We start from the raw sequence: 12,200 nt of genomic DNA, 5'->3' as shown, positions 1-12,200 counted from the left end.
GAGACGACCATGAAGACGTCGATGAAACTGCTCGCGCTCGCCCTGTGCACCACGCTGTCGGGGGCGCTGTCCGCCGCGCCCGCCGCCCTGCCGAAGGACCTGCCGCCCTACGGCGAGGACAAGCCGCTGCCGGTGGCGCAGATCGGGAAGAAGACGCTCCCCAACGGGCTCGAGGTCTGGGTGGTGCCGCGCGACGGCATGCCGCGCGTGGATTACGTGCTGGCGGTCCGCAACGCCGGGTTCGCTGCCGATGCGGCGGACGCGCCCGGCTTCGCCAGCCTGTTCGCGGGCCTGCTCGCCGAAGGCACCGCGCAGCGCGATTCGCGCGCGATCGCGGAAACCGCGCAGTCGTTCGGCGGCAGCGTCGGCGCCAGCGCCAGCAACGACGGGGTGATGGTGTATGCCGACGCGCTCACCAGCCACGCCGCGCCGATGCTGGAGCTGCTGGCCGAGATCGTGCGCACGCCGACGTTCCCAGAAAACGAGGTCAGGCTGGCCCAGGCCAATGCGCTGCAGGCGCTGAAGGCCGCCGAGGCGCAGCCGTCGTTCAAGGCCACCCGCGCCCTGCTGGCCGCGACCTACGGCGACCATCCCTACGCCCGCGTGCAGCAGACCGAGGCTTCGATCGCCGGCGTCACGCCGGCGGCGCTGCGCGAGGCGCACGCCCTGCGTTTCCACCCGGACCGCGCGCTGCTGGTGGTCACGGGGCGCGTCGCACCGACCGAGGCTTTTCGTCTCGCCGAGGCGGCGTTCGGGGACTGGAAGGCGCTAGGCGCCGAGGCCCCGGACACCCCCGCCGCGCCGCGCAGCGTCACGCCCAGCCGGGTGCTGATCCAGCGCGACGGCAGCGTGCAGTCGACCTTGCGGATCGGCAGGCCCGCGATCCCGGCCACGGATCCGGACTACGTGCCGGCGATCCTGGCCGGCACCGTGCTCGGCGGCGGTTTCAGCAGTCGCGTCAACCAGAACCTGCGCGAGGACAAGGGTTACACCTACGGCGCCAGCGCGGGGTTCGCGCCATCGCGCGTCGGCGGGCGCGTGCAGGCCGGCGCCGACGTGCGCAACGAGGTCACGGGCGCGTCGCTGAAGGAATTCTTCGCGGAGTTCGAGCGCCTCGCCGACGAACCGGTGCCGGAGCAGGAACTGCTCGACACCAAGCGCTACGTCGCCGGTGGCTACCTGATCAGCAACCAGCTGCAGGGCGCGGTGGCCGCGACGCTGGCGTCGAACTGGCTGGTCGGCCTGCCCTCGGATTTCCTCGCCAGCTACGTGCCGAGGATCCGCGAGGTGGAGGCTGCGCAGGTGCAGGCGATCGCGCGCAGGTATTTCGATCCGGAGCAACAGTCGATCGTCGTCGTCGGCGACGGCCCGGCGATCGCCGAACAGCTCGAGCCGTACGGCGAGTTCAAGGCGGTGGAGTAGGGGCCGACACGGCGGATGGCGCCGGAACAGGCGCCGCCCGGTCGCGCGATCGCCGCGGCACGATGCGATTTCGCGTTAACGCCCGTTGTGATACGGATGCAGTCTCCGACACCGTCCCGGGAGACGCCGCCATGCGCCGCATGATGATCCGCTGCCTCGCACTCGCCGCCGCCCTGTGCGCCGTACCGGTGCTCGCCCATCACGGATGGGGTTCCTACGACGCCGAGCGGGTGATGCGATTCGACGCCCCGCTGGCCGAGGTGCGCATCGCCAACCCCCATGCGCAGGTGGTGGTGGAGCACGAGGGCAAGCGCTGGGACGTCATCCTCGCGCCGGTCTCGCGCATGACTGCGCGCGGGATGGCCGACGGTGCGCTCGCCGAGGGGAAGACCGTCACCATCGAGGGCTACCCGCGCAACGACGGCAGCCCGGAACTGCGGGCCGAGCGCATCGTCGTCGACGGGAAGACGATCGAGCTGCGCTGAGTCGATGGCGATCGCGTCGGCCGCGGTCGCACTCGAATCGTCCGCGCTCGGCGACTGGATGCGCGGCGGCGGGTTGTCCTACGCCTTCGTGAACGTGTCGCACCTGCTCGGCCTCGGCCTGCTGCTCGGCCCGGCGCTGCTGATGGACCTGCGCCTGCTCGGGGCGGGACGTGCATTCCCGCTGGTCGAGACGGTGCGGACGCTGGGCCGGATCGCCGCGGTCGGCGTCGCGATCGCGGTGTGCAGCGGCGTTGCCCTGTTCGCGGCGGATGCGGTGGCGCTGTCGGGCCATCCGGTGATGCGGGTCAAGCTGGCGCTGGTGCTGGTGGCGTTGGCCAACGTGGCGCTGTTCCATGCATGGGCCGGGCGTGGTCGCGACGCATGGGCGGCGGACGTGCCCATGGCCGCGCGCGTCAGCGCCGCGGTGTCGCTGCTGGCCTGGCCGGCGATCGTCGTCGCCGGGCGGATGATCGCCTACGTCTGATCCGGTGAGGCGGCCGCGCGTTCGCGGCGCGCCATCCGCCAGCCGAACAGCGCCGCGGTGAGGAACATCAGCAGGCTGTAGACCGCCGCCGGGATCGACATCGCGGCGTTGCCCAGCACGTTGAGCGCGATGAAGATCGCCAGGGTGCCGTTGTGGATGCCGATTTCCATCGCGATCGCGATCGCCTGCCTGCGCGGCAGGCGGATCGCCAGCGGCGCGGCATAGCCGGTGCCCATGCTGGCGAGGTTGAACAGCAGGCAGGCCAGGCCGACTGTGGCGAACGAGGCCAGCAGCGTGCTCCATTCCTGCGCCACCGCGGCCACGATCAGCAACGCGAGCACCAGCACCGACAGCAACCGGATCGGCTTCTCCATGCGCGCGGCGAAACCGGGCGCGAAGCGGCGCACCAGCATGCCGATCGCCACCGGCAGCACGATGATCAGCGCGACCTCGACGATCTTGCGCACCGGCGGCGGCACGTACTGGCCGGCGCCGAGGAAGTATTCCAGCGACAGGTTGAGAATCACCGGCAGCGTGACCAGGCACAACAGGCTGTTGATGGCGGTGAGGGTGATGTTGAGCGCCACGTCGCCGTGGGCGAGGTGGCTGTAGATGTTGGCGGTGGCGCCGCCGGGCGAGGCCGCCAGCAGCATCAGGCCCACGGCCAGTTCCGGCGACAGCCGGAACCCCAGCGCCAGCCCGAACGCCACCCACGGCAGGACACCGGTCTGCAGGAACAGCCCCAGCAGCACCGCGCGCGGGTAGCGCGCCACCCGCCTGAAGTCGTCGGGGGTCAGGCCCAGGCCGAGGCCGAGCATGATCACGCCCAGCGCGAGCGGCAGCAGCACGGTGGTCAGCAGGGATGCCTGCATCGGGGGACTCCGGTAGCGGGATCAGGTGGGCTGGCGCGGCGGACGGGGCGTCGCCAGGCGTGCCGCGAACCACGCCACGGGCATCGGCAGCAGCACGCCGGCGACGATCATCCACGCCGGGTGCGGCAGCAGCGCGGCATTGAGCAACACGCCGGCCACGATCAGTGCGCCGACCCACAGTGCAGCGCCGGTGCGATGCCGGCGGCTGGTCCGCGCGGCCACCCAGCCACCGGCGAGCGCGGCGACGGTCCAGCCCGCCAGCACCCAGAGCTTCTTGCCGATCGAGGCGGAGGCGACGAGGCGGGCGAGGTCCTGTTCGTTGTCCAGGTCGATCCCCGGCGGCAGCGGGAACAGCGACATCCCGAGGTACTCGAGCAACAGCATCGCCGCGAGCGCGACCAGCAGGCCCAGCAGCACGGCAAGCGTCGAACGGACCATCCCTTCTCCCCGGAAACGCCGCGATGCGTGCGGGCGTCGGGATACTAGCATCGCGCCGGACGACTGCCCGGTGGTGCTTCCACGAGCCCCAAGCTGATCGGGTGCGATGGCACGTCCAGGCCGGCTGTAGCGCAAAGATTGCTCCGCCGCAGAGGTGACCAGCAATCGAGAAGTCCATGGCAACAGTTCGGACTGACGCCGCGTCCTGGCGCCCGGAGATCGCTCTCCGCTCGGGCTGATCGAGCCGAGGAGCAAGCCCCGGCCCGGAACGACCCCGGCCCGAAGGCTGGCAAGACGAGGGCTTCTGCCCTGACGAGCAGTCGCCAATCCGCTTCCGGTCGGAACGCCCACTTGCAAAGCGCCCAAGAAAAAAGCCGCCCTGGGGCGGCCTTCTTCGCATGCAGCGACGTGCGCGGCGGATCAGCTCTCGGTGCCGAGTCCGGCCACCCGGCGCGCCTGCAGGAACTTGCGGCTCCAGTAGCCGGTGTCGAGCTCCGACACGGTGACGTCGCGGCCGGTGCGCGGTGCGTGCAGGAAGCGGCCTTCGCCGATGTAGATGCCGACATGGTCGACGCGCTTGCCGCGACGGCCGAAGAACACCAGGTCGCCCGGCACCAGCGCGGTGCGCTCGACCTGCTGGCCATCGCGCGCCATGTCGCGCGAGACCCGCGGCAGTTCGATGCCGAGCGCGGTGCGGAACACGTAGCCGACCAGGCCGCTGCAGTCGAAACCGCCCTCGGGCGAGGTGCCGCCCCAGCGGTAAGGGGTGCCGAGCAGGGCCAGGCCGCGCCGGAGCAGGGACTGGGCGCGCCCCTCCTGCTTCGCCTCCGCAGCCTGTGCGGCCTGCAGCGCGGCAGCGGCCGCCAGGATCTGCTGGTCGACGTCGCTGGCGAACATCACGTCGCGGTCCGCGATGCGCAGCGGGTCGGCGACGAGGTTGCGGGTCACGGAGGCCGGGGCGGCGAGGACGTCGGCGGAATCGCCGGCGAGTCCGGGGCCGGCGAAAGCGGGCAGCGAGGCGAGGCCCAGCAGGCTGCCGCAGAGGGCGACGAGGATCCCCTGTCTGGCCGGTCTGGAGCGAAGGACGGGTCGGCCGGACGGGGTCGGTGCTGTCGTCACGCGGGCTTCACAAGGTGCGGGGCTGGGCGGAGTGTGCCCGAGTGAAACTGGCGTGATGTTAAATCCCGGTTATACAAACCTGTCCAAGTCTGTGATTCTGCTCACAATTCGCATTCAGCTTCAGCGCAGGACCCGCTTGGCGCCGGTGTAGTTGCGGCGCCAGTAGCTGCCGTCCAGGTGGTCCAGGCGGACCGTGCCGCCGGTGCTCGGTGCATGCACGAAGCGGCCTTCGCCCACGTAGATGCCGACGTGGGTGACCTGCGAACCGCTGCCGAAGAACACCAGGTCGGCGGCCGCCAGGCGCTGCGGCTCGATCTTCGGCCCCTGATAGGCCGCCAGGTCGCGGGAGGTGCGGGGCAGCTTCAGGTCGAGCATGTCGCGGAACACGTAGTTGACCAGTCCGCTGCAGTCGAAGCCGCCCTCGGGGGTGTTGCCGCCGTAGCGGTAGGGCGTGCCGACCAGGCTGATCGCGCGCATCAGCACCGCATTGGCCGCCGCCGGATCGCCCGGCGCCACCACCGGCCACTCGCGCGCCGGGACCGTGGCGGCAGGGCGCGTCGTGGGACGCACATCGTCGCGGCCGCAGCCGGCCACCAGCGCAACCAGCGCCAGCGCCAGCAGGGCCACGCCCGCGGGCGGGCGGCGCGGTCGGCTGCGCGCGGTTGGCGTTGCCGCGGCGGAGGCCGGATAATGCGCGGCCCCGTCGACCGGGGCGGGGATGCGGGCGCGGATCGATTCCATGCGCGGCATCCTGCCCCGGCCTTCCCGTCCAGACAAGCCGCGGCCCGCGCCGCGCCAGCGAGCGCCCATGAAGATCGAGAAAGACCGCGTCGTGCGTTTCCACTACACCCTCTCCGAGGTCGGCCAGGCGCCGCTGGAGTCGTCGAAGGAGGGCGGCGAGCCGCTGGCGATCCTGGCCGGGCACGGCAACGTCATCCCCGGCCTGGACAAGGCGCTCGACGGCCACGAGGCCGGCGACAGCTTCGGCGTCGACGTGCCGGCCGCGGAGGCCTACGGCGAACGCCGCGACAACCTCACCCAGCGCGTGCCGAAGAAGCACTTCGGGGCGCAAAAGCTCGCACCCGGCCAGCAGGTGGTGCTCAACACCAACTTCGGCCCGCGCGCGGTGACGGTGCAGAAGGTCGGCCTGAGCGTGGTCGATGTCGACCTCAACCACCCGATGGCCGGCAAGGACCTGCACTTCGAGATCGAGATCGTCGAGGTGCGCGAGGCCGCACCGGTCGAGATCGAGCATGGCCACGTGCACGGCGAGGGCGGTCACCAGCACTGAGCCGGCGTCGGTGCGGCGGCACGGCAGGCGGGCGCGACGCTGCGCGCGCGCTGTGCTGTAATCCGCAGGATCGTCCCGGGGGGATTTCCATGCCGCGCATCCTGCGGGCCGCGTTCGCGGCCATGCTGCTGTCGTTGCTGTCCGTCGCCGCAGCGCAGGACGGCGAGGTCGCCGCCGAAGCGGGGCAAGCGCCGGCGGCCCCGCCGGTCCTTGCGGATGCCGCGCTTCCGGAACCCTTGGCCGCGCCTGCGCGGGCGGTCGATGCAGCCGACCTGTCGGCCTATGTCGACGGCCTGGTCGATGCGGCGATGGCGCGCGACGGCATCGCCGGGGTCACCGTGGCGGTGGTCGACCGCGAGGGCCCGCTGCTGCTGCGTGGCTACGGCGTCGCCGCGACGGATCCGCGGCGCGAGGTCGATCCGCACGGCACCCTGTTCCGGATCGCGTCGATCTCCAAGACCTTCACCTACCTGCTCGGCCTGCAACTGGTCGACGAGGGCAGGATCGACCTCGATGCGCCCGCAAACCAATACCTGCCCGACGCGCTGAAGCTGCCCGCCGACGGCTATCCGCCGGTCCTGGTGCGGCACCTGTTCACCCACACCGCCGGTTTCGAGGACTCGGCCATGGGCCACCTGTTCGCCGACCACGCGGACCGGGTGCTGCCCTCGGTCGAATACCTGCAGCGCCATCGCCCGCGCCGGGTGCGCGCGCCGGGGACGTTCGCGGTGTACTCGAACTACTCGGTCGCCCTGCTCGGCGCACTGGTCGCGCATGTGGCCGGCGAGCCGTTCGACACGCTCGTCGAACGCCGCCTGTTCCAGCCCATGGGCATGCGCCTGACCACGTTCAGGGAGCCGCTGCGCGAGGGCGATCCGCGTCATGCCGGTGCGGCCTTCGCGGGCCGCTGGTCGCAGGGCTTCCGCCGCAGCGGCGGGACGTTCGCGCCGCAGGCGTTCGAGCATGTCGCCCATGCCGGGCCCGCCGGCGGCGCCTCCAGCACGGCCGCCGACATGGGCCGTTACATGCGCATGCTGCTGCGCGGCGGCGAGCTCGACGGCACCGACGTGCTGTCGCCGTCGGCGCATGCGCGGCTGGTCGGCGCGCCCCTGTTCCGCAACGCGCCGCAGGTCGGCGGCTTCGCCCACGGCTTCTTCGACACCCGCGTCGGCGCGTTGCGGGTGCTCGGCCATGGCGGCGCGACCAGCTGGTTCCACTCGATGATGGCGGTGGCGCCCGAGGCCGGCGTCGGCGTGTTCGTCTCGACCAATACCGACAGCGGCCGGCGCCTGGCCGCGCAGCTGCCGGAGCAGGTGTTCGAGCGCTACTTCGAGCGCGCACGCACGCCGCCGCCGGCTGCGGTGCCGCAAGGCTTCGACGCCTCGCGCTTCGCCGGCCACTACAACAGCAAGCGCAGCAACTACACCAGCGCGGAAAAGCCGCTGCTGTCGTTCACGGCGAAAGTCGAAGCGGCCGCGGACGGCAGCCTGGTGATCCACGCCGGCAACGAGGCCAGCCGCTGGATCCCCGAGGGCGGGCTGGTGTTCCGCGAGGCCGAAGGCCCGGGCCGCATCGTGTTCTTCGAGGACGACGACGGCGCCGTCGCCGGCTATCACGCCGCCGCCGGGCACAACGCGTTCGAGCGCGTCGGGCCGCTGCAGCGCGCCGACACCCTGCTCGCGGTGGTGGCGCTGGCGGGTGTGGTCTCGTTGCTGGTGCTGGTGGGTGCATGGTTGCGGCGTGGCCGCCGCGACCCGGCCGCACCCGAATCGCGGCGCGCGGCGTTCTGGCTGTACATCTCGGCGCTGGCGTGGCTGGCCTTCACCCTGCTGTTGCTGGCCTACGTGCAGGACGCGCAGGCCGACCAGACCGCGGCGTTCTACGGCTACCCGGGCACGCTGCTGACCGCGCTGCTGTGGTCGACGCCTGCGCTGTTCGTGCTGGCGCTGGTCGACGTGCTGCACCTGCGCGCGGTACTGCGCGCGCGCGGATGGCCCCTGTGGCGCAGGCTGCGGCACCTGTCGGTGGTGGCGGTCTACGTGCTGGCCGCCTATATGCTCTGGAGCTGGAACCTGGTGGGCTGGAAGCTGTGACGATGGATGCCCTGCGCGGCGTGCCGCCGCCGTTGCCGCCGCCATCGGCGCTGGCGCCGGTCGACGCCCCGCAACGCATCCAGGCGCTGGACGTGGTGCGCGGATTCGCGCTGCTCGGCATCTTCCTGATGAACATCGAGTGGTTCACGCGGCCGATCCAGCAGATGGGCTCGGGCATCGACCCGGCGGCGACCGGGGCCGACCACGCCGCCGCCTGGTTCGTCTACGTGTTCGTGCAGGGCAAGTTCTGGGTGCTGTTCTCGCTGCTGTTCGGCATGGGCTTCGCAGTGATGTCCACGCGCGGCGGGCACGGTCCGCGCTTCCGCCGCGTCTACGCGCGCCGCTGCGCCGCCCTGCTGGGCTTCGGCCTGCTGCACGCCGCCCTGCTGTGGAGCGCCGACATCCTGCATGCGTATGCGATCGCCGGCGTGCTGCTGCTGGCGTTCGGCGAGATCGACAACCGGGTCCGGCTGTGGATGGGCGCGGGGCTTTACGCCGGCATCGCATTGCTGGTGGTGCTCGGCGGCCTGCTGTTGTCGGCCTTGCCGGAGGATGCGCGCGAGGGGTTCGCGGAGATGGCCGTGGAGACGGATGCGGCCGCGACCGCCGCCGCACGCGTGTTCGCCGAAGGCGGCTACTGGCAGGCGACGGCGCAGCGGATTTCCGATTTCCTCACCGTCAGCGCGCAGGGGCTGCTGATGCTGCTGCCGCTGGCGCTGGCCGTGTTCATGATCGGCGCCTGGCTGGTGCGCGGGGGGCGCATGGACGATGTGCAGGCGCAGCGCGGCTGGTTCGCGCGGCTGGCGCTGTGGATGCTGCCGCTCGGTGGCGTCTTCGTGGCGCTGAGCCTGGCCGTCGGGACCCGTTTCGACGGCATGCGCGAGGCCGGGCCGATGATGCTGGCCACTGGTCTGATGATGCTGGGCAGCCTGCCGCTGGCGCTGGGCTACCTGGCCTTGCTGGTGCTCGGGCTCGGAACGCCGGCGCTGGCGCGGCCGCTATCCTGGCTCGCGCCGGCCGGGCGCATGGCGTTGACGCATTACCTGCTGCAGTCGCTGGTCGCGTCCACGCTCTTCTACGGCTACGGCTTCGGGCTGTGGGGGCAGGTGGGTCGTGCCGGCCAGGTGCTGCTGGTGCTGGTGGTGTTCGTCCTGCAGGTCGCGGCCAGCCACTGGTGGCTGGCCCGATTCCGCTTCGGTCCGATGGAATGGCTGTGGCGCTGGATCGGCTACGGCGTGCGCCCGCCGATGCGGATCGCGTGACGGTGGCGGCACGCGGCGCCGTCGCGCTGGCCGCTACAATTCGTGCATGAGCGAACGCAGCGACATCCTCGTCATCGGCGCCGGCGTGTCCGGCCTCGCCACCGCGTTGTGCCTGCTCGAACGCGGACGCAGCGTGCGCGTGGTCGATGCCGGCCGCATCGGCGGCGGCAGCTCGCACGGCAACTGCGGCACCCTGACGCCGAGCCACGCCGGACCGCTGCACGCGCCCGGCATGGTCGCCAGGGCGCTGCGCTGGATGCTGACGCCGGACGCGCCGTTCTACGTGCGCCCGCGTTTCGATCCGGTGCTGTGGCAGTGGATGCTGCGCTTCGCAGGCCGCTGCAATCCGCGCGACTGGAACTCGTCTGCGCGCGCGCGCGCGCAGATACTCAACGCCTCGCGCGAGGCCTTCTCGCAGTGGATGGCCAGTCACGGGCTCGATTGCGAATTCGCGGAAGCCGGCGCCGACTGTGTGTTCCGCGACCCCGCCGAGATGGACGCCTACGTGCGCCAGCTGCCGGCGCTGGCGGAGCTTGGTATCGCGTCCGAGATCATCGACGGCGCGGCGTACCAGGCGCAGGAACCGGCGTTGCGCGATGGCGTGGCCGGTGCGGTGCGCTATCCGGGCGACGCGCACCTGCGTCCGGATCGCTACGTCGCCGAACTGGCGCGCGTGGTGGTCGCGTCGGGCGGCGTTATCGAGGAGTACTGCGAAGCGACGCGGGTCGAGCAGCACGATGGCGGCATGCGCGTGCACACCGCGCGCGGCGAACGCGACGCGCACGACGTGGTGCTGGCCACCGGCGCGTGGTCGCCGCTGCTGGCGAAGTCGCTGCGGCTGGGCTGGCTGCGCGGCGCGATGCAGCCCGGCAAGGGCTACTCGATCACCTACTCGCGGCCTGGCCTGGTGCCGAAGCGGCCGATGACCCTGCACGAGCGCAAGGTCTGCGTGACCGTGTGGGAAGACGGCTTCCGGCTCGGCAGCACGATGGAATTCTCCGGCCACGACACCTCGCTCAACCGGCGCCGGCTCGACGCGCTCGAACGCGGCGCGGCCGAATACCTGCACGAACCGGTCGGCCCGGTGCGGCGCGAGGAGTGGTACGGCTGGCGCCCGCTGTCCTGGGACGACATGCCGATCCTCGGACCGGCGCCGGGGCAGCCGCACCTGTGGCTGGCGACCGGCCACGGCATGCTCGGCGTGAGCATGAGCCCGGCATCCGGGCGCCTGCTGGCCGAGCTGATCACCGGGGAACCCCCGCACATCGACCCCGCCCCCTATGCACCCGGGCGCTTCGCATGAGCGACAACTCCCCACTCGATTTCGACCTGGTTGTCCTCGGCGGCGGCAGCGGCGGCCTCGCCGGCGCCTTCCGGGCCGCGCAGCACGGCGCACGCGTGGCCCTGCTCGAACCCGGCGAGCTCGGTGGCACCTGCGTCAATGTCGGCTGCGTGCCGAAGAAGGCGATGTGGCTGGCGGCGGAGCTGTCGGGCCACGTCGCGCTGGCATCGCAGTTCGGATTCGAGGTGCCGCGGGACCCGCGCCTGGACTGGCCCACGCTCATCGCCGGCCGCCAGCGCTACGTCCACGGCATCCACGCCAGCTACCGGCGGCGGCTGGACGAGGCCGGGATCGCGCTGATGCCGGTACGTGGCCGCCTGCGCGACGCGCACACGGTGCAATGCGACAACGGCACGCTGCTGCGCGCCGCGCACATCCTGCTCGCCACCGGTTCCAGCCCGCGACGGCTGCCGGTGCCCGGGGCCGGACTGGCAGGCATCTCGGACGACTTCTTCCATCTGTGCGAAGCGCCGACGCGCGTGGCACTCGTCGGCGGCGGCTACATCGCGGTGGAGCTTGCCGGCATCCTGCAGGCGCTGGGCAGCCGCGTCGACATCTTCGCGCGCGCCGGGCGCCTGCTCGGCCACGCCGATGCGGAGCTCGCGCAGCGGCTGCAGGACAATTACCGGCACCAGGGCATCGGCATGCATTTCGACTACCGCCTCGCGGCAATCGAGGGCGAAGCCGGACGCCTGACGCTACGGAACGCGGACGGCGACGCCAGCGATCCCTACGCGCAGGTGATCCTGGCCGTGGGACGGACCGCGAACACGTCCGGCATCGGGCTCGAGGACGTCGGCGTCGCGCTGGATGCGGACGGCAACATCTTGGTCGACGCGTTCCAGCGCAGCAGCCTGCCGCACGTGGCCGCGGTGGGCGACGTGACCGGCAAGGCGACGCTGACCCCGGTCGCGATCGCGGCCGCGCGGCGCGCGATGGACCGCGTGTTCGGCGGCCAGCCCGAAGCGAGGATCGATTACGACGACGTTCCCGCCGTGGTGTTCTCGCATCCGCCGCTGGCCTCGGTCGGCCTGACCGAAGCGCAGGCACGCGAACGGCATGGCGACGATGTGCACGTCGCCCGCAGCGTGTTCCGGCCGATGCTGCAGGCGCTGGCCGACCGGCCGCAGCACAGCCTGTTCAAGCTGGTGTGCGTGGGCGCGGAGCGACGCGTCGTCGGCATCCATCTGCTGGGCGAGGGCGCCGACGAGATCCTGCAGGGGTTCGCGGTGGCGCTGAAGAAGGGTCTCACCCTGGCCGACCTGCACGACACGATCGCGATCCATCCGAGCAGCGCGGAAGAAGTCGTGCTGATGCGATAGCCGGGCGGGGCATCGCTGGCGCAATGCCACGTGGCAGCCGCCGACGCAGCGCCACATCGCATTCGCAGGC

12 protein-coding genes are annotated in these 12,200 nt (G+C 71.8%); 8 read left to right on the top strand and 4 right to left on the bottom strand.

The window, feature by feature from the left end:
• The first annotated feature begins 9 nt into the window (after nt 1–9).
• From FZO89_RS02665 to FZO89_RS02655, 3 genes are all read left to right on the top strand, one after another.
• A complete protein-coding gene (locus tag FZO89_RS02665) occupies nt 10–1,422 on the top strand; it encodes a M16 family metallopeptidase (RefSeq protein WP_222928080.1) in 1,413 nt (470 codons plus the stop codon).
• A 131-nt stretch (nt 1,423–1,553) separates the two neighbouring features.
• Entirely contained in the window at nt 1,554–1,907 is a 354-nt protein-coding gene (locus FZO89_RS02660; protein WP_222928079.1) for a DUF6152 family protein, read from the top strand.
• Between the two features lie 4 nt (nt 1,908–1,911).
• The gene (locus FZO89_RS02655; RefSeq protein ID WP_149101807.1) at nt 1,912–2,391 is read left to right on the top strand and encodes a hypothetical protein; all 480 of its coding nucleotides are present in this window, start codon (nt 1,912–1,914) and stop codon (nt 2,389–2,391) included.
• On the opposite strand, the gene FZO89_RS02650 is transcribed toward FZO89_RS02655, so the two are convergent.
• The 4 genes from FZO89_RS02650 to FZO89_RS02635 form a co-directional block, all read right to left on the bottom strand.
• A complete protein-coding gene (locus FZO89_RS02650) occupies nt 2,382–3,263 on the bottom strand; it encodes a bile acid:sodium symporter family protein (RefSeq protein WP_149101806.1) in 882 nt (293 codons plus the stop codon). The two genes, FZO89_RS02655 and FZO89_RS02650, sit on opposite strands and share 10 nt — an antisense overlap.
• Before the next feature lie 21 nt (nt 3,264–3,284).
• A complete protein-coding gene (locus FZO89_RS02645; protein WP_149101805.1) occupies nt 3,285–3,701 on the bottom strand; it encodes a hypothetical protein in 417 nt (138 codons plus the stop codon).
• 420 nt (nt 3,702–4,121) lie between these two features.
• Complete coding sequence (locus tag FZO89_RS02640; RefSeq protein ID WP_425480413.1) at nt 4,122–4,649, bottom strand: C40 family peptidase; 528 nt, start codon at nt 4,647–4,649, stop codon at nt 4,122–4,124.
• Nucleotides 4,650–4,940: 291 nt separating this feature from the next.
• Complete coding sequence (locus FZO89_RS02635) at nt 4,941–5,561, bottom strand: C40 family peptidase (protein ID WP_149101804.1); 621 nt, start codon at nt 5,559–5,561, stop codon at nt 4,941–4,943.
• A gap of 67 nt (nt 5,562–5,628) precedes the next feature.
• Between FZO89_RS02635 and FZO89_RS02630 the strand changes: the two genes are divergently transcribed.
• From FZO89_RS02630 to gorA, 5 genes are all read left to right on the top strand, one after another.
• The gene (locus FZO89_RS02630) at nt 5,629–6,111 is read left to right on the top strand and encodes an FKBP-type peptidyl-prolyl cis-trans isomerase (RefSeq protein WP_149101803.1); all 483 of its coding nucleotides are present in this window, start codon (nt 5,629–5,631) and stop codon (nt 6,109–6,111) included.
• 89 nt (nt 6,112–6,200) lie between these two features.
• On the top strand, nt 6,201–8,204 hold the full coding sequence (locus FZO89_RS02625) for a serine hydrolase domain-containing protein (protein ID WP_149101802.1): 2,004 nt from the start codon (nt 6,201–6,203) through the stop codon (nt 8,202–8,204).
• A gap of 2 nt (nt 8,205–8,206) precedes the next feature.
• Nucleotides 8,207–9,466, top strand: coding sequence for a DUF418 domain-containing protein (locus FZO89_RS02620; RefSeq protein WP_187471012.1), 1,260 nt, complete (start codon nt 8,207–8,209; stop codon nt 9,464–9,466).
• A 46-nt stretch (nt 9,467–9,512) separates the two neighbouring features.
• Nucleotides 9,513–10,769 (top strand): NAD(P)/FAD-dependent oxidoreductase, encoded by a 1,257-nt coding sequence (locus FZO89_RS02615; protein WP_149101800.1) that lies wholly within the window; start codon nt 9,513–9,515, stop codon nt 10,767–10,769.
• Complete coding sequence (gene gorA, locus FZO89_RS02610) at nt 10,766–12,130, top strand: glutathione-disulfide reductase (RefSeq protein ID WP_149101799.1); 1,365 nt, start codon at nt 10,766–10,768, stop codon at nt 12,128–12,130. Before FZO89_RS02615 ends, gorA begins: the two co-directional genes overlap by 4 nt.
• The last annotated feature ends 70 nt before the right edge of the window (nt 12,131–12,200 follow it).

The sequence above is a fragment of the Luteimonas viscosa genome (genome assembly GCF_008244685.1).
Classification (GTDB): Bacteria; Pseudomonadota; Gammaproteobacteria; order Xanthomonadales; family Xanthomonadaceae; genus Luteimonas; species Luteimonas viscosa.
The sequence above is the reverse complement of the archived record's forward strand: the minus strand, read 5'-3'. Positions and strand labels throughout refer to the sequence as shown.